16 protein-coding genes are annotated in these 22,259 nt (G+C 49.0%); 5 read left to right on the top strand and 11 right to left on the bottom strand.

Translation table 11 applies throughout. The annotated features are described in order from the left end of the window. The first annotated feature begins 64 nt into the window (after nucleotides 1–64). Nucleotides 65–937, top strand: a complete 873-nt coding sequence (locus SY83_RS13525; protein WP_068607326.1) for an AraC family transcriptional regulator — start codon at nucleotides 65–67, stop codon at nucleotides 935–937. Between the two features lie 3 nt (nucleotides 938–940). Here the strand turns inward: SY83_RS13525 and SY83_RS13520 are convergent, their stop codons facing one another. Together SY83_RS13520 and SY83_RS13515 are read right to left on the bottom strand one after the other, a co-directional pair. Then, nucleotides 941–3,550, bottom strand: coding sequence for a GH116 family glycosyl-hydrolase (locus tag SY83_RS13520; RefSeq protein WP_068607324.1), 2,610 nt, complete (start codon nucleotides 3,548–3,550; stop codon nucleotides 941–943). A 168-nt stretch (nucleotides 3,551–3,718) separates the two neighbouring features. Next, complete coding sequence (locus tag SY83_RS13515) at nucleotides 3,719–5,425, bottom strand: extracellular solute-binding protein (protein ID WP_068607322.1); 1,707 nt, start codon at nucleotides 5,423–5,425, stop codon at nucleotides 3,719–3,721. 190 nt (nucleotides 5,426–5,615) lie between these two features. Here SY83_RS13515 and SY83_RS13510 point away from each other — a divergent pair, with 190 nt between their 5' ends. Continuing rightward, complete coding sequence (locus tag SY83_RS13510; protein WP_231891454.1) at nucleotides 5,616–7,340, top strand: sensor histidine kinase; 1,725 nt, start codon at nucleotides 5,616–5,618, stop codon at nucleotides 7,338–7,340. Continuing rightward, nucleotides 7,318–8,946: a response regulator gene (locus SY83_RS13505; RefSeq protein ID WP_068607318.1), complete on the top strand. Its 1,629-nt coding sequence runs from the start codon at nucleotides 7,318–7,320 to the stop codon at nucleotides 8,944–8,946. The genes SY83_RS13510 and SY83_RS13505 overlap by 23 nt, the downstream gene beginning before the upstream one ends. 43 nt (nucleotides 8,947–8,989) lie before the next feature. On the opposite strand, the gene SY83_RS13500 is transcribed toward SY83_RS13505, so the two are convergent. Genes SY83_RS13500 through SY83_RS13490 form a run of 3 tightly spaced genes read right to left on the bottom strand, consistent with a single transcriptional unit; the run spans nucleotide 8,990 to nucleotide 11,789 of the window. Then, the gene (locus SY83_RS13500; protein WP_068607315.1) at nucleotides 8,990–9,865 is read right to left on the bottom strand and encodes a carbohydrate ABC transporter permease; all 876 of its coding nucleotides are present in this window, start codon (nucleotides 9,863–9,865) and stop codon (nucleotides 8,990–8,992) included. Between the two features lie 8 nt (nucleotides 9,866–9,873). After that, nucleotides 9,874–10,779 carry an ABC transporter permease gene (locus SY83_RS13495; RefSeq protein WP_068607313.1) on the bottom strand — a complete coding sequence of 302 codons (906 nt, stop codon included), beginning with the start codon at nucleotides 10,777–10,779 and terminating at the stop codon, nucleotides 9,874–9,876. Nucleotides 10,780–10,808: 29 nt separating this feature from the next. Further along, nucleotides 10,809–11,789 carry a helix-turn-helix domain-containing protein gene (locus SY83_RS13490; RefSeq protein WP_068607311.1) on the bottom strand — a complete coding sequence of 327 codons (981 nt, stop codon included), beginning with the start codon at nucleotides 11,787–11,789 and terminating at the stop codon, nucleotides 10,809–10,811. A gap of 195 nt (nucleotides 11,790–11,984) precedes the next feature. On the opposite strand from SY83_RS13490, the gene SY83_RS13485 reads away from it, so the two are divergent. Next, on the top strand, nucleotides 11,985–13,937 hold the full coding sequence (locus SY83_RS13485; RefSeq protein ID WP_068607309.1) for a family 43 glycosylhydrolase: 1,953 nt from the start codon (nucleotides 11,985–11,987) through the stop codon (nucleotides 13,935–13,937). A gap of 96 nt (nucleotides 13,938–14,033) precedes the next feature. Here SY83_RS13485 and galA read toward each other — a convergent pair whose 3' ends face one another. After that, entirely contained in the window at nucleotides 14,034–16,817 is a 2,784-nt protein-coding gene (gene galA / locus SY83_RS13480) for a beta-galactosidase GalA (RefSeq protein WP_197479856.1), read from the bottom strand. Nucleotides 16,818–17,034: 217 nt separating this feature from the next. On the opposite strand from galA, the gene SY83_RS13475 reads away from it, so the two are divergent. Further along, a complete protein-coding gene (locus tag SY83_RS13475; RefSeq protein ID WP_082882527.1) occupies nucleotides 17,035–17,784 on the top strand; it encodes a helix-turn-helix domain-containing protein in 750 nt (249 codons plus the stop codon). Between the two features lie 89 nt (nucleotides 17,785–17,873). Here the strand turns inward: SY83_RS13475 and SY83_RS13470 are convergent, their stop codons facing one another. The 5 genes from SY83_RS13470 to SY83_RS13450 are packed head-to-tail and all read right to left on the bottom strand — an operon-like array spanning nucleotide 17,874 to nucleotide 22,236. Next, nucleotides 17,874–18,338, bottom strand: a complete 465-nt coding sequence (locus SY83_RS13470; protein WP_068607300.1) for a RidA family protein — start codon at nucleotides 18,336–18,338, stop codon at nucleotides 17,874–17,876. Between the two features lie 5 nt (nucleotides 18,339–18,343). Further along, nucleotides 18,344–19,117 carry an MBL fold metallo-hydrolase gene (locus SY83_RS13465; RefSeq protein ID WP_068607297.1) on the bottom strand — a complete coding sequence of 258 codons (774 nt, stop codon included), beginning with the start codon at nucleotides 19,115–19,117 and terminating at the stop codon, nucleotides 18,344–18,346. 19 nt (nucleotides 19,118–19,136) lie between these two features. After that, nucleotides 19,137–19,985: a creatininase family protein gene (locus SY83_RS13460; RefSeq protein WP_068607295.1), complete on the bottom strand. Its 849-nt coding sequence runs from the start codon at nucleotides 19,983–19,985 to the stop codon at nucleotides 19,137–19,139. After that, nucleotides 19,982–20,992, bottom strand: a complete 1,011-nt coding sequence (locus SY83_RS13455) for a succinylglutamate desuccinylase/aspartoacylase family protein (protein WP_068607292.1) — start codon at nucleotides 20,990–20,992, stop codon at nucleotides 19,982–19,984. The genes SY83_RS13460 and SY83_RS13455 overlap by 4 nt, the downstream gene beginning before the upstream one ends. Then, the gene (locus tag SY83_RS13450) at nucleotides 20,989–22,236 is read right to left on the bottom strand and encodes a threonine synthase (RefSeq protein WP_068607290.1); all 1,248 of its coding nucleotides are present in this window, start codon (nucleotides 22,234–22,236) and stop codon (nucleotides 20,989–20,991) included. Before SY83_RS13450 ends, SY83_RS13455 begins: the two co-directional genes overlap by 4 nt. Nucleotides 22,237–22,259: the final 23 nt, after the last annotated feature.

Raw genomic sequence — 22,259 nt, 5'->3', positions numbered from 1 at the left:
TGTTATAGCACAAAAACGATATATACTGAATCGCACGCAATAGAAGTGAACAGGAGATGGTGTCATGAATTGCATTGAGCTGATTTTACCTCCGTTACCTCAGTTCATTACCATTGGACATGATATATGGAAGCCGGGAAATGTACATAATTCGAGAACATTTCATATTTATGACTTGTTGTTAGTGGTGAAAGGCACTCTGTATATGACAGAACGTGACCAGGCTTATTCCGTGGGTCCGGGTCAGTTTCTGGTTTTAGAACCCGGCATGGCTCATTTCGGACACAAGGCCTGCGAAGAAGACACCGAGATTTATTGGGTACATTTCACGCATCCCGGCGTGTCCCGAACGCGTCCGCTTAAAGAATTGGAGTGGAACCGAATTCTCCAGCAAGGAACCGATGTTGACCCCGCACCGCGTGAGCATTCCATGTTTATTCCTAAATACATGAACTGCGATGTTTCAGAACTTATCCCGGTACTGCAGTCCATGCTCCAAATTCAAAGCTTACTGAATGTAGGCAATGCCATACAATTGCATGTATACCTGATGGAATTTCTGAGCCGGTTACAGAAGGGGCTTCAGCGCTCGCTGAAAATAACGCCCTCCATGAAATTAAGCAACAGGATTAAGGAGTACCTGGCCGGTCACTATACCGTTCCATTCCAAGTGCAGACCATGGAACAAGCGTTTCACTTCCACATCGACTACCTCACACGCTGCCTAAAAAAACATACCGGACTCACGCCCTTGCAATACCTGCACTATTTAAGAATGGAAGAAGCCAAATTGCTGCTGGTTCATTCGGAATTGAAAATATCCGCCATCGCCATGGAAATCGGGATGGAGAATGACAATTATTTTATCCGACTATTCAAGAAACACACAGGATTTACACCGGGCGAATATCGTAAACGCAGGCAAGGATCCGTATAGCGGCTATATGGGCCTGACCAACTTATCCGCAATGGATTCGCCGGCTGACAAGCGTTTACTTGCGGGGTAATCCACATGGCCTAGACCTTTGATGCCCAGCTTGTTTAAGGTCAGCATGCCGCGCATGACAGTAAGCTTTATAACCGTGCCCTCATCCTCCGGCGATTGTTCGAATGACCCCCATGCAGAACCGTTGGACCAGAACCATCGGGTTCTCTCCGCAGCGGACTTGAAGGTCATCGTATGACGAACCCCGTCATATTGAAAGCCGGTCCATGCAAGAATCGCCCCCCATGACGCCATGGAACGGACATAATGATATCCGCATTCCTGTTCATTGAAGGGATTGCGCTTGCGGCCGTCATAACGGGATCGAATATCGCGGATCACCTGCAACCCTTCTTCCGTCATATCTACAAGAAGCATATGCACCGCGGCCGCATATTCCATCCCGTTCATCGCTTCACTGTAATAAGGGAACGGGAAAGCCGGTTTGTCTCCCTTAGGATAGGAACAGATGACCAGGGACGGCTCATCATTCATCACGAAACTGCGCATATGGTTGAACGCTTCATACGTATCTGCTCTATAGTTGTACTTTCGTATACTTTGCAACGTCCGCTGGACATGTTCCGGGTCAACCAAGTCCCCGAGCCCGATCAGGGCGGCGACCATCTGTGCTATCAGTTGATCGGTCAAACACCCGCTGCCAAGCTGAACTTCAGGTTCCTGCTGATTGACGGCTCCTTCTCCGGTCTGCAATCCGGGGGCGATCAACTGCGGATCGAACGGACGTATCTCCTGCTCGTAATACTCTCCGTTGAATAAGTTCTCGTCCATCCAACGGCTGCCATAGTTAAATAGTTCTCGACACATGTCCGCCAACGTATCTTCCCCCAAATATGCCGCCATCTCGTTCATGGCTCGAAGTGCCCCTAAATACCAGATGCCGGATAACGGATTGGGTCCATGAAATTCAATATCGTAGGTTACATGTTGACAACCTTCCGCAACCCCGTCCTGATCGGCATCCCAGCCTCCCTCCTGCCAGCAGAACGATAGGGCTCTGACCGCTGCGGGCCATAATTCACGAAGGAACTCGTCATCACCGGACAGTCTCCATTCGCGGTACAAGCGCATGATAGTTCCGCATTGTCCGTCCGCGGCAGCAACCCCGAATTCCTGGGCCCGGTGCAGAGGTAACATCAACCTGTGGTTAAGCAAACCCTCCTCGGTGACTCCGTACCGGAACTCCGCGTCCCTCATGTTGCGGGCCAAATCGCCAAATAGGAATCCGGTAGCCGATTCATAATTCCAGACATGCGTAGCGGATCCGTGGCAGGAACCGTCATGAGCATTGCTGCCCTCCCATCCGAGAAAGTGGCCGTCCTCAATCCGAAAGCATGTCTGTGAACGAAGTGTGCTTATGTTGTATAAGGCCGCTTCCTGCACAACAGGCGGAACATCCGTATCCATAAATGTCTTCACGAACTGGATCGTAGCTCCCTCCAACTCTTCCAGACGCTCTGCTGTAACCACGGCCGCATCCCACGCGTCGGAATACCGTGTGGTGTAGTAATTCCCAACCCGTTCCACAGGCTCACACACACATATCCCTCCGCCGCAGCAGGACGTATTCGCTTGAGGGACCTTAGGCTTAATCAGAATGTCCCATGATTGGCGGTTCGGGAAATGCCAGGTAATCAGGAATGTCAACGTGCGCGTAGCATAAGGATCTAGTTCCACCGAAGCGGCAAGGGAAGCAACAGGAGCTTGTTCCGATCGATCATCGTTCGTGACAAGACGTCCGGTTTCACTGAACATCCGCCAGAAATTCGTCAGCCGCTCCCCCCACCCGTGTTTGATGGCCCATCCCTGCCAAGCTTCGGAGTAGCTGACATCCGGTTCTGTCGTGGCCAGACAGATTGTGCCATATTGTTCAGCCAAGGGGTCCACCCCGTCCGAGTACATGTACATGCCCCGCACACCCGGGTCATTGCCGACGCCGGGTTGGTGACGGAACACATTCCGGTTATGGTTGGGCGCACCCGAGTTGCCGTCGGAGCCGATAAAGTTTTCCAAGCTTCCGCATACCGAAGCCTTAACCGTTCTGTCCGTCTTGTTCGTCAATTCGAATCGCAGCACAGCCGCCGGTATACCGCTTATGTCCGAATCCCCCGGTACAAGCGGATTAAACCCGCCCAGACGCACGGACACGGGGACGTCTTTATCGTCAAGAACCGCTTGGCCGAAAGGATACGCCGCTTCGAAGGAGCAAGTCCTGAACCGCGGCAGTCCGTGATTAGGCACAGTACTGCCGTGTGCTCCGTCCAGCTCAAGCTCATCCAATACCCCCTCCAACACCCGGGTAACCGCAGGCTGGTCTTCCGCCTTGGCGTATAAGGCAAAGAATGTGTTTCGCGGCGTAAACCCCTTGGCAGGCCGGTTCATGATCTCCCAATCCTGCAGGTTACCCCGTCCGCCCAACGAAATGGTTCCTGTTCCGATTCCGCCCAGAGGCAGCGCGATTCTGCGCAGATGATCCTGATCGTACCGGGTCAACACCGGCCAGTCGCATACCGTCCTGGACGCCATCGTTTTAGTTGGACTCATCTGATCCACCATCCCTTTATCTGTAATACTTTTAATGTAAGCGTTTATCACGAAACGGGGTATCTACGAACACGACTTTATATAGCACAATAACGACCTGTCATGGTTCTTTCCCAAAAAAAACGGTCCCCCGGCTTAACAAGAAGCCAGAGGGACCGGATTTAATACTTATTTCGTTTTCATCTCGCTATACCATTCATTCACATCAGCAGTGATCTCATCGCCGCCCTTGCTTTTCCAATTTTTCACGAAAGTATCGAAGTAATCAACGGATTCCTTACCATATATAATTTTCGTGTAATCGGTAATCCACATCGTTTTTATCGCTTCGCCTTTATCAATCATATTCTGAGTCACTGGTCCTTGGTATTGGGACACAACGGCCGTTTCTTTCTGAGAGTTTAGAATAGCGCCCGCTTCGATAAATTTGGGCTTGTCCTGCTTCAGCGTTTTTTCCTTTGGTGTACGAGGTTCCTTCCCGCCGTTAAGATAGGTTAGGGAGTCGAAAATGCGATTAGGCATATCTACATTAGACGTCAGGAGATACTCCGGGAATATGCTTACTTTTCCGCCCGGTATTTGTTCCGGGTTTGAAGTGGGTTTACCGTCTACCATCGCGTAATCGTAGCCCTCCGCGATGCCATGCTCATACTTGCCGCCGTATGCAGGATCCACCATTTCATCATAGATATAATTCAGGTATTCGATAAACACTTCAGGATGCTCCATCTCTTTACTCACAATATAATTACCGAAGAGAGGCGCCCACGTCATACGCACTAGTGTTCCATCCGGACCCGTCGGCAAGGCGTACGGTTTAAATTCCGCGCCTTTCACATTCTTGAGCAGGTCGGATAACGGCCAGTCCGGCAGCCAGTAGGGGCCTGCAATCAAGCCCGCTTTACCTGAAGTGAAATCCTCCGCCCCTTTTCCTTCATCTACGACTCCCATATTAGGAGACATGTATCCCTTCTTAAACCATTCCTGCAATTTCGCTAAAGCCTGTTTATTCTCAGGACGGATGGCATCATACATCAGTTTACCGTCTTCGCCTTCTCTCCACATGCCGTCCCAGGGAGCGGTTCCATAGGCGCCAAAGACGAAGCCAAGATCGGCCATCCAGGAAGCCATATTATTCTTAGTTCCGGCCGAGATGGCGTAGGTATCTTTCTTACCGTTGCCATCCGGATCCTTATTTACGAAGGCATCAAGAACGACTTCCAGATCTTCCAATGTCTTCGGCGCCTTGAGATTTAATTTCTTCATCCAATCCTCACGGAACCAAAGCACCGGATCTACTTGGCCCTTGGAACCGATGATCGGCAAGCCGTACCGTTTACCGTCCTTGGTAACACTGTTCCAAACCGTTGGACCCGCCTGCTCAAATGCCTTCTTTAAGTTGGCCCCCGCGTACTGGTCAAACACCGGACCGATATCCGTTAACATTCCGTCTTCTATCATCTGATTAATCAGTGTCGCGTCAGCGGTCACTAATACATCCGGCAGTTCTTCACCTGCGGCAACGCCTAATTGAATTTTATTCTTGTAAGCGTCATCCGTTGCCGCCGTCCACAAAGGCTTAATTTCAATTCCCTTTTCCTCTTTAAAAATGTCATGAAGAATGTTATTCTCCGGCGTTTCTCCGTTCTTGAACTTCATGACCTTCGTGTTGTAGCCTACGGTCATGGTTTGCGGCGGATCAAATTTACCGTTCTTCATTAACGTTTCGGCTGCCGCTGTATTAGACCCTTCCCCGCTGTTTGCTCCGGATTCCTTATTGGTTTCATTACCAGTCTGGTTTGTAGAACATGCTGTCATCGATACACTCATGGTCAATGCTAGCATGAGCATGAGCATCTTAGGATTGCGTTTCATTGTAACTCCCCCTTATGTAATGGCTTACAAATTTAATATACTTGATATGTTCGGAACACCCCATGGCGCTCTCATTCCTTTCATGATGTTTCTATTACTAGTTTGCGAATCCAGCAGTACTCTACTGCCCAACCGCCCAGATTCGGCATATAATAGATTTAATCTTTATAGGAGGCGTACCGTGATCCGAATGAATATCTTTACCAAAGTCCTGTCTTTGTTATTGTTGTTTCTGATTCCCGTTGTATTGCTGTATACTTTCACATACAATTCGAGCATTAACGTAATCCAACAGCAAATTGTTGAAAACCAGAACGGAAAACTCAAATTTATGGTGAACCAAGTTTCCTCTCAATTACAGCAATTAATGGACATCAATATTCTGTTATCCCGTGACGCAGATGCGAAAGAGTTCGCTGAACTGAATTCGGATCAGTACTCTACCTATGACTGGGTTAATATTGTGCGAAGACTGCAGAACAAGCTAAGCTACCAAAGCACCTTGTCCAGTTGGAAGAATGATGTCCGCATCTTCTCCTCTGGGAATCAGTTGGCCTTAGCTTCGGAAACGCCTATCCCTTATGAGCAGTTATCCATCAACGACAGACCTACCGGCCGGTGGGTCTATGATTCCAAGCGCGAGAGTTTCTTCCTCTATATGAAAAGTGCTAACCGCACAATCATTGTTGAGACGGAATTATATTTGGATAACATCCTTGATATGTTGAGCGCGTTCGATACAACCGGTGACGGAGAAACCTTGCTGTACAGGCCATCGGACGAGAAATTGCTAGGGAATTTCCCCAATTCTGATTACACCGAGACAACGATGGAACTAAGAAATCTGCTCCGTTCAGTTCAACTGCAGGACACCGGACAAATGGTGAGAGAAATGCATGCCACACGCTATTCCTTTCATTATAGCAAATCCGGAATTTCGGATTTTTATGTCGTAAATTATGTGCCGCTGGAAGACATCCTTGCGCCGGTGAAACAGAGCAGTTCCCTGTTCTATGCCGGGTTAACTCTTCTATTCGGAATGAGCGCATCCTTGGCTTATGTTCTGTATCGGAACATCCAAATCCCTTTAAAGCGTTTAATAGGAGGTCTTTCCAGTATGAGGCGAGGTGATCTGAGCACACGAATTCAGGGGGAAAGCAGCAGAGAATTCACGTTCTTGTTTCATCGCTTTAATGAGATGGCGATCCAAATTCAACACTTGATTGAAACCGTATATCTGGAAAAAATCAGATTAAACGAAGTTACCCTTAAACAGCTGCAGTCCCAGATCAATCCACATTTTCTGTATAACTGCCTTTCCTACATGATCAACATGTCCAAATTAAATGACAACAAAGCTGTGATTGCTATGGGACGACATTTGTCCTCCTACTACCGGTATACGACCCGAACCGAGAAACAGATTCTTCCGTTGCATCAGGAATTGGGGCATGTCTCCAATTATATGGAAATTCAATCTATGCGGTTTCCATACTTGCGCTACGAATGTCATGTTCCGCAGACCATGCTTGAACAGAATGTCCCGTTGTTGTTGATCCAACCGATTGTAGAAAACTGTCTTCAACATGGCTTTCCCTTTCCTACGGAAGATGCATGCATTGTGATTACCGGCGAAGAGAAGGGCCGTGATTACTTATTGCGTATTGAAGATAACGGTGTCGGTTTAAATGAAGAGCAACTCCAGTCCTTAATGGAGCTTCTTCAGCTGCCTCTGAGTGAAACAACAGGCTGCGGACTGTGGAATGTGCATCATCGCGCGGTTCATCATTTCGGAACAGATGCTGGACTAAGCGTGCAGCCTTCGCCGCTCGGCGGTTTATCCGTCTTGCTGCATTGGAGGGACCAATCTATGACAACAAAGGAGCAATCCCATGACACAATTGTTAATCGTTGATGACGAATTGCATATGATTGAGGCTTTGGAACAGACGATTCCTTGGGAGAAGGCCGGTGTTAAGCATATTTATACCGCTTCTTACGGCGACCTTGCTCTGGAGCTCATGCAAAGTTATGTAATCGACATTCTGATTACGGATATCCGTATGCCCGGCATGTCAGGGTTGGAACTCATTCGCGTGGTAAAGAATCGCTGGCCGCGCACGCAGTGTGTGCTGCTGACCGGTTATGCGGATTTCGAGTACGCCAAGGAAGCGCTCAACCTGAACGCTGCCGAATATTTGTTGAAACCGGTGGATGAGGATCAGTTGCTTAAAACCGTTTCCTCCATTGTTGCCAAACAGGAAGAGCAATGGAAATGGATCAGTTCTATGGAAACAAGTCAAACCCTGATGCGGGATCATCTTCCATTAATGAAACATAACCTGTTAAACTCCCTATTGTTAGGGGCCAAGTATTCCAAATCGGACCTTCGTGCGAAATGCAGCACCTATGGTATGATGTTAAACCTGGACAACTCCGATATCTTCTCGCTGTTGTTAATTCGGTTGGGCGAAGGTTTTTACCGTTATGCCTACCATGATCAGACCTTGTTGGAATATGCGTTCTTAAATATAGCTGAAGAACTGTTTAAGCCCGATTACACGTTATGGTACTGTAAAGATGCGAATGATTATTATGTATTCCTGCTTTTTCCTAAGTCTGATGATACCGAAAACCTGACCTTGGAACGACTGGCGAATGAGTTGCAATATTACATAGACTTATATCTTAAAGCCCATATCGCGATCGGCATCAGTAAAGTAGGCGAGTTTCCGGAGCATCTGGAGGAAATGTACCAATCCTGTATCCAACTTTATCAAAGCAAAGTGAATAGGGATGAACAGTGGTTAATGAAAGCCCATGAATTCGCCGTCGTGCCGGAGCAGCAATCCATTCACACCCTCTATGAGCCTCCGACACTCATTCATTTATTGGAAGCGAGTCAATGGGACCAAGCGCGGGACAAGATTCAGAGCATCTGTACGGAGCTTCGAACGAAATCAACCTTGACGCAAGCCCACTTGGTTGAGGCCTATTATTATATATGCAGCACCTATCTGTATATCCTCCACAAAAGCAATCTGGATGCCGATGAAGCCTCAAAGCTCGCCGAGAAATTGCAGAAAACGCCGAAAACTTTTGTATTGGACGAAATTGAACGCTGGGCGCTCACGATCCTTCAGCAATTGGAAGTGGGCAATTTAAACCGCAATGATTCGCAGACGCGAACCGGCAACCATTTAACGAAGAAGGTCCAGCTTTATATTCAGACTCATCTTTCCGGGGATATTTCCATTATGACGCTTGCCAATCATGTGTACTTAAATCCATCCTATCTTTCACGAGTGTTCAAGCATGAAACCGGTGAATCTATTAGCAGTTACACCATGAGGGTTCGCATGGAACGAGCCGCTTACGACTTGCTTAACACCCGCAAGAAAGTCTATGAGATTACATCAGAGCTCGGTTATCAGAATCCGCAGCACTTTATCAAGGTATTCAAGAAATACTATGAATTGACTCCGCAGGAATACCGTGAATCCGCATCTCGCATGTCATGAGTAAAAGCGCTGCCGTGGAAGTAAACGGCAGCGCTTTTCTATGTTACTCTTTAACCGCGCCAAGCACCATCCCTTTGACAAAGAAGCGCTGCAAGAACGGATATACTAACAGGATAGGCAGAGCGGATACGAAAATTTGAGCCGCTTTAATCGACCGTTGAGAGAAATTCTCCAGATCCTCCGGACGCATCACACCTTTGGAGAAATCCTGCTGCACCACAATGGTCTGAAGGTAACTCGAAAGCGGATAATTCTCGAATTCCATAAAGAGCAATCCGTCGAACCACGCATTCCAATTCGTGACCATCGTGAATAATGACAGGGTTGCAATGGCCGGCATGGACAGAGGCAGGAACACTTTGAACAAGGTCGCCCAGTCCCCCGCCCCGTCTATGAAAGCCGCTTCCTCTAATTCTTTGGGGATACCCCTGAGAAAATTAATCATCAACACCAGGTTCCATACATTGACAGCGCCCGGTAAAATTAAAGCCCAGAGCGTATCGGTAAGATTCAACTTGGTCACGGTAATATACCAAGGAACCAAGCCCCCCGAGAACAGCATCGTAAAGACAAAGAACCAGGAAATGAACGTCCTTCCCTTCAGGACTGCGGATGATTTGGACAGAGGATAAGCCGCCAGAAGAATAATCGTCATGGACAAGACTGTTCCTAACACGGTTCGTTCCACCGCCACCCAAAGCGCCCTGATGAAACGGTCATTCCCTATGGTCGTTTTATAGGATTCCATATTAAAGTCTATGGGCCAGAAGCCAACCAGATTGGCATTCGCTGCCGCCCTCCCGCTTAGTGAAACAGCCAATATATGAAGCAGCGGAAGGATGCACAACAGTGCCAACCCCACTAAGAATAGCGTATTAAATAAGGTGAAAAGTCGATAACCAGCGGTTTTGTGATACATAAGTCACCTCAGAATATTTTGTAATTGGCATAACGATATGCTGCTCTATAAGCTGCCACAATAAGCAAGAACGATATAGCCGACTTCAGGAGTCCCACGGCGGTGCCGAAGCTGAACTTGCCGCTCAGAATGCCCACCCGATATACGTAGGTGTCCAGGATATCCCCTTTCTCATAGACCAGAGGATTATACAAGTTAAAGATCTGATCAAACCCCGCATTCAGAATATTTCCCAGAGACAGGGTGCCTACCACAATAATAATGGGTGTCATCGCGGGCAATGTAATATGCAGCGTCTGTCGTAACCTTGTCGCACCGTCTACTTCGGCCGCTTCATAAAGCGCGGGATTAATACCGGCCAGACTGGCAAGAAACACAATCGTCGAGAACCCGAACTCTTTCCACACATCGCTGACAATGACCGTAAACCTAAACCACGCGCCGTCCCCCAGAAAGTGAATCGGCCCGATTCCCAAGACGGAAAGCGCCTGATTGACCATCCCGCCGTCAGGGGACAAGATGTCCACTAACACGCCGCCCAGAATAACCCAGGACAGAAAGTGAGGCAGATATACTAACGTTTGGACCGTCCGCTTCAACGCCATATGCCGCATTTCATTCAGCAGTAAGGCGAAGACGATCGGGACCCATAATTGGAATATTAGTTTAAGACTTGAAATAATCAGCGTATTCCAAAAAGCGGTGGAGCTCTCCGGATATTCGAACAAATTTCTAAAGTGCTTTAATCCGACCCATTCCGATTCCGTAAAACCTCGTGCAGGACGGTAATCCTGAAAAGCAATCACCAGACCGCCCATAGGGATGTAGGAAAATACGACGGTGAGCAGAACTGCCGGCAGCAACATGAAATACAGCGGCCATCTGAACTTGCGGGTTGAGGCAGGGAGTTGCATGGTGGATACTCCTTTCGGTGACGTGAATACTATGAATCTAGTTCATTGTAGCAAGGGGATGCGTCGGCTGATATGTCGCATAATTGAGGTTTATGATCTTTTGATAACTTTCTGTAAGATTTGGGGATTAAACCTGTATATTTAACAAAACACTTGGTGAAATGCGAATAATTACGATAGCCTACTTGGTAAGCCACCTCGGTTATCGAGTACTTTGATTCCTTAAGCATCGCTGTTGCTTGCCGGATCCGATACTGTTGCAGATAATCGACCAGGGTATATCCGTACATTTGCTTCATGCAGCGCGTCAAATAGGCGGTGGAGTAATGAAACGTACCCTTTACTTGTTCATATACATCGGGTTGATCATAGTGTTGATGGATATATGCGGCTACATCTTTAGCAATGGATTCGCATGAAGCGCTGATGATCCGTTCTTTACTTTCGGAGGAAAGCTTGTGAAGCAGCTTCTGAAACAACAATTGTTGTTGGATTCGGGATTCCAGCGCGGGGCTATGTTCGAATTCAATCATTGTCATTAATTGGCGATAAACTCGTTCTGCATCAGGTAACTTAACCGATTTTGGCAAACTGAATTTGTAGGCAAAGGGGAGCTCACCGCTCCTCTCAGTCTCCCTTGATACGGAAGTCAGTTCCACCCTCTCATTGTAACTATAGGCTTTCGGATAAGGTTCACCCTCTTGGAATTGCCTGACTTCTTCCCAATCTCCGGATGTTTGAAAGTGCAGCCAGAAATATTCGGTTCTCTCCGTACAAGCGCCGCCCGACTCATGATAAAGATCCGGACGAAGAATCAGCATGTGTCCGGGGAACAGCTCCCATAACTCTCCGCCTTCCCGAACGGAAAGTTTCCCCTTAGTCACTATAAGCATGTCAAATACGCCGATATTGGAACGATTCTGATGCCCTTCACCGACGGAAAGCGCGGCGATACCGCCTACAACGAAGTGCGGCCACGGCGGTGTTGTGAATTTATAATATGAAGTCATGATGAGTTCTCCTCTTTGTTCAAATTAACGACAATACGTTCAAATAGGAAATAACAGTTGCGAATTGTGGATGCAGCCTGACACGAAGCGCGTATACAATAAACTCATTCTGTACCCGAAGGAGTGATGTTGTAAATCAAATAGCTTTAAAGCAGATCGTTGTGTAAGCGCTTTTACAATAAGGAGGATGAAATCATGTTTTGGTCCAAACACCGTAAATTTAAATTTCCCAAAACCTTAATCTTTGCATTATGTTTAACGATGTTATTGCCTGGTCTGGTTACTCCCGGAGCATCCGCATCTGCAGCATCTACAACGACGTTCACGAATCCGCTGAATGCGGAGGGGCCGGATCCGTGGATTTACTATCACACCGATGGATACTATTATTACATGCGAACTTTAGGCGACCAGTTGGACATCTGGCGTTCGCGAACGTTGACGGGGATTGATCACGGAGAGCGAAAGACGGTATGGACTAAACCGTCCGGACTGAATGACATTTGGGCGCCGGAAATACATCATCTGGACGGCAAATGGTACATTTATTATACAGCAAATACGGGATGCGGCGATTCTTGCCGGGGTGTATATGTATTAGAGAACAGTTCCGCGAATCCTTTACTGGGGACTTGGTCGGATAAAGGGAAAGTGAACGCACAGTATGCGGGGTTAGACGGATCCGTATTCGATCATGCGGGGAAACGGTACTTCATGTACGCCGCTTACGGGAATTGGCCTGATTACGGAACGGCTGTGGCTATCGCGGAAATGAGCAATCCATGGACTTTGACCGGACCGAATGTCGTTCTTACTAAGCCGGAGTACGCATGGGAGAAAGAAGGCGGCCTTGCCGTCAATGAGGGTGCCGTGATCCTCAAACGCAACGGAAAGCTGAATCTTGTATATTCCGCCAGCGCCTGTTGGTCGGACAACTATGCCTTGGGCATGCTGACCGCGCCCGATACGGCAAATCCTCTCTCTGCCGCATCGTGGAGCAAGGCTTCCGCACCGGTGTTTGAGAAATCGGCTGCCAATAATATATACGGTCCGGGACATAACAGCTTTGTGCGTTCCAAGGACGGCACGGAAGATTGGATCGTCTACCACGCGAATACCGGGACTGGACTTGGTTGCAGCGGCCGTCCAACGCGTACACAGAAATTCACATGGAATGCCGACGGTTCTCCGAATTTCGGAGCGCCTGCACCGGTGAATACGCCGCTGAGCGTGCCATCCGGCGAATACCGGATTGAAGCCGAGCATGCAACGGTACAGAATGCTGCCATCTCTAACAAGAGTGCAGCATCCGGGGGTAAGGTCGTAGGTTACATTGACTACGCGGACAGCAGTGTAATGTTCCGGGATGTGAACGTACCGGCGGCAGGTCTTTATAAAGTAACGGTTCGCTACACGAACGGCTCAGGCGCAACCGCATCCCATAATGTTTCCGTTAACGGAGGAGGCAGCTTTGCGGTAACTTATAATAACATTGGTTGGGATACGTACGGTACGGTTTCATTCCAGACCTCTCTTAATCTCGGCTACAATAACACGATTCAGTTCACCAAAGGGAATCAATATGCGGAAATCGACAGCATAGACTTGGAACTTGTCAGCGCTAACGTTACTTCGATGAACGACAACTTCGATGACGGGAATGCGAATGGATGGACGTCTTACGGAGGAACCTGGGCTGTTACCAACAGTAAATATACCGTGAATTCGGGCGGGGGTCATAAAGCGGTTTACAACGGGTCCTCCTTCTCCAATGTAGTTTATGAGGGAGATGTTACGATTACGTCTGGCAATGGCGATGCGGGCCTTCTCTTCAGAGCAACCAATCCGGGAAACGGAGCCGATACGCTACATGGATACTATGCGGCGATTAACACCAACGGGACCGTGATTCTGGGCAAAATGAGCAACAACTGGACATTCATCGCTTCGGCAAATATGACCGTTTCTACCAACACCGCCTATCATATGAAAGTTGTAGCCAGTGGGTCCAACATTCAGGTGTTTGTTCAGGATATGAGCACACCGAAGTTGAATGTGAATGACAGCTCTCATGGATCCGGAGCTGTCGGTGTCCGCGTTTCCAATACAGCCGCGGCTTTTGATAATTTGAGCGCGGCAAGTTTATAAAGATTCATAAACAGGCCACCAGCTCTAGACTTCAGTCTTGAGCTGGTGGCCTGTTCCACTTTATCTTTCTTCGTACCCGCCGCGGATTACTTCGGATTACTTCTGCAAAACTACCGACATGCTGATTCCTGGACAGGATATATCTGCATCCCCACGAATCATAACCGTAATTTCGACGCGGCCGGACTTCGGTAATGCACCTTCTTTATGCAAGGAAACCGTTACAGAATTCCCCTGGGAATAAAGCTTTTCGGCCCGAAGTTCGCGGTTGATATAAATTTCGGCAAAGCCGTCGATCTTGCCGAAATACAATTGCACCGGATGCTCTGTTTCATGCTCCTCCACAGTAATTGAAGTCCGAAACAGAGCAAAGCCGAGTAAGCCTTCGAGCTGCCGCTGCGGCCCGTTACCCGTTTCAATCCGTTCCCAGGAATTCATATCCGAATCGTTGATCTCGGCATGGGGATTCGGACGTTCCTCAAACTTCGTTTGACAGAGAAGCCACTGGTTAATGAGACGGAGCTCCTCCGTTTCCGGAACCGGGATGTGACCCCCGTTCAGAACCGGAATGGTCAGCCTTTCCGACCGCAAGCTACCCTGAATCTCGACTTGGATACTCAATGTGTCCGATTCATTCCCTGTCAGGATCGTTGCTCCGATAACCGCTTGGCAGCAGCCGTGGAACAAGCTTCTTCGATCGGCCTTATCGGCTTCATGGCAATTGGGATCGCCATTTCCTACGCCAAGCACAGTCCCAGCCCCTTCCACGCGGAACTGCACAAGTTGGTCCGCATGCGGCACCGGTGTACCGGCTGCATCTTCTGCGTATACATTTACCAGCATAGCATCCCGCCCGTTACCCAACAGGTTCTCTCGATTCGCTTCCAATCTCAGCCGCGCTATGGGCCCCGCCGTCCTTCGGATATCCTCGGCAATGACCGCCCCCTTGCCATAGCCAACCGCCTTAAGCTCGCCGGCTTCATAAGGGACCATCCAGAACGTCTGCTCATACAAGGGTACCTGCTTTCTCCCCAGTGACTTTCCGTTTAGAAAGAGTTCCGCTTCCTCGCAGTTGGTAAAGGTCATCACCTTGATCTCTGTACCTTCCTGCCCCTCCCACGTCCAATGAGGCAATACATGCAGAGCAGGCTCCTCTTTCCAATAAGCCTTCCATAAGTAATACGCATCCTTGGGAAATCCGCAGGTGTCCATGACACCCCAGTGGGAATTGATGCTTGGCCATCTGTGAGGGGACGGCTCCCCGCGGTAATCGAACCCGGTCCAGACAAAGCATCCCATAACATAATCACGCGAATGGATTTCCTGCCAGGTTTCACGAATCGTTTGGCCCCATTCCGCTTTATCTTCATCATATGAAGCAAAAACCTGACACTCCGCATCCGTCCGGTACTCGCCACGGGTAGAGAAGGTGCAGTTATTCTCAGAGCCCAGGATCGGTTGATGGGGGTACCTTTGGTGAAATTCATCATACTGATGCTGCATATAATTAAAACCCGTAATATCCAGGACATCGGATACCCCGTTCTCCTCGAGGAAGCCTCCGTTCATCGCTCCGATTACCGGTCTGGTATCGTCAAGTTTCCGGATAAATTGTCTCATGGATTGTGCCATACGACGCCCCGTATATGTACCCTGATGAGGTTCCTCGTTGAAAATGGAATACATGATGACGGAAGGGTGGTTTCGATCCCGGATCACCATGGCTTCGACCTGCTTCAAGCCTTCCTCTGAGGAAATAAAGTTCCGGTTTTCGTCCATAACCAACATCCCTAAGCGGTCACAAGCGTCCAATAGCTCCGGGGCCGGATTGTGATGGGCAACCCGGTACGCGTTAGACCCCATCTCCTTCAGCATGCGAATCCGGTATTCATGTACGGCATCCGGCAATGCAATTCCAATTCCCGCATGATCCTGATGGTTGCAGGTTCCCTTCAGCTTTAAGGGTTTATCATTCAGGAAGAATCCTTGATCCGCAGATATGGAAATGGTTCTGTAACCGAAAGAAGAAGTTGCTGTGTCTGTCAGGGCACCGTCCACATACAAGCTGGTCTCCAACGAATATAAGTTTGGATGATCGACATCCCATAACAGGGGATGGGTAAGAGGCAGATTCTGTTTCACAACGGTATCTTCTCCCGCGTACACCGTTCCCTCTACAGTGGATACCGCTACGGATTCATTCACGGGAGAGTAGACGGACGTCACCAGTCGGAATTCGCAAGCGCCTTCCGGCAGGCTGCTTCGGACCGTTGTTTCTACGAGTGTATCCCATTCACCGGCCTTACGCCGCGCCGGTTTAATCCACAAGCCCCATGGTTTTACGTGAACCGGAGATTGTTTCATAAGCCATACATGGCGATAAATCCCGGCCCCTTCATACCACCAGCCTTCGAAAGCTTCGGCATCCACGAATACAGCAATCGTATTGGAGCGTTCTCCGAAATGGGCTACATCTGTGATATCTACTGTGAAACTGGTATACCCGCAAAAATTTCGATGAAGCAAAATGCCGTTCACATATACAGCCGCATGCGTTGCCACTCCATCAAATTGAAGGTACAGCTTCTTTCCTCTATCTTCCGAATCTAATCGGAATTTCTTGCGGTACCATCCCTTACCCCTGGGCTTAAAGCCCTGAGGAATGGCTTCCGAATGGTCAAAATCCCTACCCACTACCCAATCATGGGGGACCTGGACTTTCTCCCACAGGCCATCGTTCCAATTCTCCTGCGCGACGGGTTGTCCTCCGCCGGCTTTGGCACTCAAATAGTATTCCATATGGTTAACCGGTCGTTCTTGGGTGATTTCCCCCAGCTGAAATTTCCAGTCTCTATCCAAGCTCAAACGTTGTTTAAACATGCGCTTTACCCCACCCTGCCTATGATTTATAGTTAAAATCATAGACGAACAGAGCGGTAACCGGTTAGTACAAACGGAAGCCAATCATAGTACAGAATGAAGATGGTGATCGAGTGTGACTGACAAACTGCTTCCCTTTCGGCTTACAGGTGAACCTCATGAACATCCGCGCCCCCCATTATATCTGTATTGCATTGGTTATCACGAGCAGCAGCCGATGTCGAGATCCGGAGGTTATCCCGCCGCCCAAATCTTTCTTTGCCGAGAAGGGAAAGGACGTTTTCAGTTTCAGGGAGGAGAGGAAATGGAACTTGGCCCTTCTCAGTTCGGAGTAATTCCGGCTGGCCAACCCCATACCTATAGTTCCATTACAGGGGAGCCTTGGCTATTGGCCTTCATCGGGTTCGGCGGTGCTCTGTCAGAACGTATCGCGGAAGTCAACGGATTGAACCCATTCCAAGCCTATACGATGGCGGGTTGGGAACCGGTGTGGAGCCGGTTTGAATCCATTTGGCAGCTGTTCGACAAGACGGACGGGGAATCTGTATGGTCAAGCTCCCCGTTAATTTACGAACTTCCTTTATGGCTGGGCCGAACCCATCATCAAGCTCAACACCCGGTTCAAGCCGACCATCCGTCCGTGAGCAATAAAGCCATGCGCAAAGCTGTTGTCTTAATGGAAGAGCATTACGGTGAACCTATCCTAATTTCCGATCTCGCGAAGGCTGTAGGCTATTCTATTCAGCATTTCGGCTTTCTCTTTAAAGTGCAATATGGTGTGACACCGCTGCAATACCTTAACCGTATTCGAATGAATCATGCGACAGCTCTGCTTGAAAGCGATCCGAATTTACCTGTCTCCGAAGTGGCCCTGCGAATTGGAATGGAGAACAATTATTTCACCCGGGCCTTTAAGCAGTATTACGGAAAACCCCCGGGATCTTTCCGAAAGCCTAGTGAATCATAAGCAGCCGAAGTGCCCTAATTGCAACACAAGAACAAAAAGACATTTAAAGCAATCAAGCTGCTTTAAATGCCTTGGTCGTGTAATCTTGATCAGTCTGCCGATAATTCCACAATCATCTCAATCTCTACGGGGAAATTCAGCGGCAATTCATTCGTGCCCACCGCGGATCGCGCGTGCTCCCCGTTTTCACCGAACAAATCCAACAGCAGCTGCGACGCACCGTTTATCACCAGAGGCTGATTGTTAAACCCGGGACCGCTGTTGACAAACCCCAGAATCTTTACGATTTGAGAAATCCGCTCAAGGCTGCCCAAACCTTCCTCCAGCACACTCAGGCAATTTAACACTGCGATTCTCGCCATTTCTTGTCCTTCTTCAACCGTTAGCTCCACACCAAGCTTACCTTCTTTAACGACCTTTCCGTTCAGCATCGGACCTTGTCCCGAAGTGTAGACCAGATTGCCGGTTTGTTTAATCTTGGCGTAGATCCCGCCTTTGGCCGGAGGATCGGGGATGTTGAGGCCAAGCTGCTCTAACCTTGCATATACGGACAAATCTCTCATCCTCTCTGCACATTTACATGGTATATACTAGGCGGAACGAGCATACGGTCAAAATAGTTATGGGCCATCTCTATAGCTTCGGATGCACCGCCGATAATGGCTTGATCATGTCCGGGCAGCAGGATGTCGATTGACAGATCCTTTAGTTTAGCAATCGTTAAAGCATACTCGGTCAAAGAACAATCCGGCCAGTTCAACAACATAATCCTTCCGTCAGGGAACACAATATCCCCCGTAACAGCCGCTTTCTTTCCCAGGCTACCTGTTGGAATCAGATAAGTTACGCCGCCTTTACAGTGACCCGGCGTGGACACAACATCCAGGTAGGCCGCTTCGCCAAGCGGCATACGCGCGCTCATGCTAAGAACGAGATCGACCGGGCAGCCCCGGATTCTATAATCCGTTGGATACCCCCCTTTTGAACGTGAATAGGCGAGGCCAATCGCATTCTCGTCTCCTGCTTCAATTAAGGCACCCGAGTGCTCAGAGGCACAGACGGTAGCACCGGTTAACTCTCTCAGCACAGCAGAACCGCCCATATGATCTGCATGATGATGCGTCAGAAAAATATAGTTAATATTCGTTAGCTTCCCAGCAACTTGGAGGAGCTGTTCGAGCATCGGATTCATGCTGCGGCCTGCGCCGGTGTCGAACAGAGCGAACTGGCCCGGTTCATATTCCCATAAATAACAATTACAATCATAAGGGTCCGTGATGCCATAACCCAGCGATCCACTGGCTACTAGATGCACCTCAGGAAGCAGCTTCATTCTATTTCACCTGTTTCCGTTAGTATTTAGCATACTTAGGTGTAAATCCTTGACGGGCTACACGCTCGCGAATCGGTCGTGCCAGAAATTCCTCTACAATCTCGCATAATTCGTCAGAGGCTGCTGCAAGGATGATTTCACCTTTTTCCCTTGTCGCTACCGTAGCATCTCCCCAGACGCCGGTTTCCGAAACCGTACTCCAATACTCGTTCAGATTTACCGGATTACCGGCTTCCGGATCAGATGACTGACCCACAAGATCGGCCCAAAAATGCGCGGAGCGAGGATGCGTGTAGTCTTTCACAGCTAGATTCATATTCACGGCTTCCGGTTCAATCGCCAAATATAACGACGTCTCGAGTTCACAGCCGTGTCCTGTAATCTCCGATTCGCGAAATGCTTGCACAGCCTGCTGCACTTTCTTGAGGTTCCACCACGATACCAGCGCGCAACGGGCCTCCGGGTTTTCCACATTCGTCAACCTTGCCGCCATATCCAGAACGGGATGGTTACTTCCGTGCGCATTCACAAACAATAATCTGCGGAACCCATGATGAATCAGACTTCGAGTGATGTCCTTGCAATAATTAATAAATGTATCCCATTCGATGGTTACGGTCCCGGGGCCGTCGATGTGATGGGGAGAATATCCTATATTAATGCAAGGCATTAAAACTACCTGTTCCGGAATTTTAAGAGCAAGTTCCCTGCAGATCGCCTCCGCTATAACCACATCCGTATCCACCGGCAAGTGAGGGCCATGATCCTCCAGCGTAGCTGCGGGAATAATGACGACCGTGTCACGTTTGACGATTTCGTTAATTTCCGCGTCGGTCAATTTTTGAAATAATATCGGTTTCGTAATCATGATTGCTCCCGCTCCTCATATCCGATTAGTAACGCGTAGTCACCGCTCCGTATGGTGTTGAACACTCGAATTCCCCATATCTCGCCTGCAACCGGCGCCTTAACAACCTCTAGTTCTTGACCTGAAATGGATACAATTTCACCTAGAATCTGTTCCTTGATTACACGTTCACCCAGCTGAACCTTTGATTTAAAGAAACCCGTTGTGTGCACCCATGCCCATTCAGTACTCCAAGTCTGTTTCTGCATCTCTTGAGCACCAGCATCAACAACAGATTCGATCATATTCTTATACTGCATTAATCGAATCAGCCCTGCTTCCAGCATTGAAACATCATTCATCTCCATGCTTCCCCGCCCGCGCACTTCCGTCGCTATCGTGGGAATGCCTTGTCTCGCTATGTATCCGTTGAACGTCAATTGAGTATCCGGACGGTCCGGAATGCGCCATACACGATCTATGCCGTATGCTTGAGCAAGCTCCCGCGATTCTGTTTCATTACCATCCCTTGTCTGATGAAAAGCAATAATCGGTACGTACTCATATCGGGTGCCGGCGCTGTGAAAATCGACAAACACATCCGATTCACCCAGTATCCTTAATACCCAGTCAGACCAGAGCTTCGCGAGTTGCTGCGTCACGGTCCCGTCCCGGCTGCCCGGGAAAGTTCTTGCCAGATTCAACCCGTCCCACAGCGCCGGCGTCTCCCGCATTTGTCCCTCATAAGCAAAAGGGTTGACCACCGGAACACCGACGAATGTTCCCCGCAGCGTTGAAGGTTGCAATTGCTTGAAGACACTGCGTATGGCTTCCATTCCTTCAAATTCATCGCCATGTACCCCGGCTGTCGCTAACAATACAGGACCCTGTTTATCACCCTTAATTATCGCGATTGGGACACAAACAGGTCCCGCTAAGGTATCTAGCAACTTTACAGACAACCAAGTTTTCGTGCCGCGGGGAATATCGCAGATCGTCATCTGATCAATGGAGATCTCCATGTTCATAAACCGGTTTCCCTGCTGAATGATTCCCAGTTCCCTTCAATCCGAAGAGGCGGCGGCGCCAACTCCGCGATCAGATCAGGCCACTTCAGTCCGGCCGAAGTAATCAGGCAGACTATCTTATCCTCCGGCCTCACTTTCCCTTCCTGAAACAGTTGTTCAAGACATGCCACCGGGATGGCTGAAGCAGACTCCACACAGTACCCGCGTTTGCCAAGTGCGATCATTGTATCCTGAATTTGTCGGTCCGAGACGGCGAACGCTCCTCCGCCGGAAGCCCGTATACTCCGGAGTACATGAACTCCCGCCGTTCTTTCACGCGTGGAAGTAGCCAAAGAATAGGCTTCGTCCAATACTTTGACCTTTTCATCCCCCTGATGAAGGGATTGAACAAGGGCATCTGCCCCCGCAGCCTGACAACCATACAGTCTTGGGAGTTTATCCGTCAGTCCTAGTTGCAACAATTCATTGAATCCTTTCCACATGCCGGTGAGCGCGTTTCCCTCGGATACCGGAGCGAGAATGTAATCGGGTACGCCCCCCAGCTGTCGGACCAACTCGTAGGCCACCGTCTTATACCCTTCTATCCCATACGGGTTCGATAATTCTCCGTCCACAAGCGGATACGAGGGTGTGAAGCCATGGTCTTCCACCAGCTTACGAAGCAGCTTTCCCCTGCTCTCCCAAGGTGTAACCACAGCCTTGCCTCCGTACATGCCGGTCAATCTGTGATAGATGGACGCGGTTTCGGGCGGATAGAATACATAGCTGGGCAATCCCGCAGCAGCGGCATATGCGGCGGCCGATATGCCTTGATTGCCGGTAGACGAAGTTGCAATTCCGGTTCCCTTTAATTCCTTGGTTTTGGACACCAGCACTACATTCAATCGATCCTTATGGGACCAGGTAGGATTAAAACCTTCATTTTTCAAATAAACATGTGGCATCCCGTATTGTTGGTCATAATAAGAATCATTAGTTAGGGGGGTATTGCCCTCACCTAACGAGAGAAAACAGTTCGGATCCTCAACCGGTAACAGTTGTCGGTATTCCCAGATAGAGCGCACACCGCCGTCCAGCCAATCCCGTGACAGTTTTACTGCGTCAAGATCATAATGAACCTCCAACGCGCCCGACTTTCCCTGGCTTCTACAATTTGTGCAACCCCCATAGATCGGGCCCAATTCATATTCCGACCCGCATTCGGTACATTGAAGAGATTTGATTTTCCGTGAAATAACATTCAAAGCCGGTTCCTCCTGTATACTGT

It is taken from the genome of Paenibacillus swuensis, from assembly GCF_001644605.1.
Taxonomy (GTDB): Bacteria; Bacillota; Bacilli; order Paenibacillales; family DY6; genus Paenibacillus_N; species Paenibacillus_N swuensis.
Note: the sequence above shows the minus strand (reverse complement) of the source record. Positions and strands in the feature narration are given on the sequence as shown.

What these genes read in the sequence shown, in the direction of transcription:
- SY83_RS13525 (WP_068607326.1), top strand. Translation starts at nt 65, where the DNA reads ATGAATTGCATTGAGCTGATTTTACCTCCGTTACCTCAGTTCATTACC.
- SY83_RS13520 (WP_068607324.1), bottom strand. Translation starts at nt 3,550, where the DNA reads ATGAGTCCAACTAAAACGATGGCGTCCAGGACGGTATGCGACTGGCCG.
- SY83_RS13515 (WP_068607322.1), bottom strand. Translation starts at nt 5,425, where the DNA reads ATGAAACGCAATCCTAAGATGCTCATGCTCATGCTAGCATTGACCATG.
- SY83_RS13510 (WP_231891454.1), top strand. Translation starts at nt 5,616, where the DNA reads ATGAATATCTTTACCAAAGTCCTGTCTTTGTTATTGTTGTTTCTGATT.
- SY83_RS13505 (WP_068607318.1), top strand. Translation starts at nt 7,318, where the DNA reads ATGACACAATTGTTAATCGTTGATGACGAATTGCATATGATTGAGGCT.
- SY83_RS13500 (WP_068607315.1), bottom strand. Translation starts at nt 9,865, where the DNA reads ATGTATCACAAAACCGCTGGTTATCGACTTTTCACCTTATTTAATACG.
- SY83_RS13495 (WP_068607313.1), bottom strand. Translation starts at nt 10,779, where the DNA reads ATGCAACTCCCTGCCTCAACCCGCAAGTTCAGATGGCCGCTGTATTTC.
- SY83_RS13490 (WP_068607311.1), bottom strand. Translation starts at nt 11,789, where the DNA reads ATGACTTCATATTATAAATTCACAACACCGCCGTGGCCGCACTTCGTT.
- SY83_RS13485 (WP_068607309.1), top strand. Translation starts at nt 11,985, where the DNA reads ATGTTTTGGTCCAAACACCGTAAATTTAAATTTCCCAAAACCTTAATC.
- galA (WP_197479856.1), bottom strand. Translation starts at nt 16,817, where the DNA reads ATGTTTAAACAACGTTTGAGCTTGGATAGAGACTGGAAATTTCAGCTG.
- SY83_RS13475 (WP_082882527.1), top strand. Translation starts at nt 17,035, where the DNA reads ATGTCGAGATCCGGAGGTTATCCCGCCGCCCAAATCTTTCTTTGCCGA.
- SY83_RS13465 (WP_068607297.1), bottom strand. Translation starts at nt 19,117, where the DNA reads ATGAAGCTGCTTCCTGAGGTGCATCTAGTAGCCAGTGGATCGCTGGGT.
- SY83_RS13460 (WP_068607295.1), bottom strand. Translation starts at nt 19,985, where the DNA reads ATGATTACGAAACCGATATTATTTCAAAAATTGACCGACGCGGAAATT.
- SY83_RS13455 (WP_068607292.1), bottom strand. Translation starts at nt 20,992, where the DNA reads ATGAACATGGAGATCTCCATTGATCAGATGACGATCTGCGATATTCCC.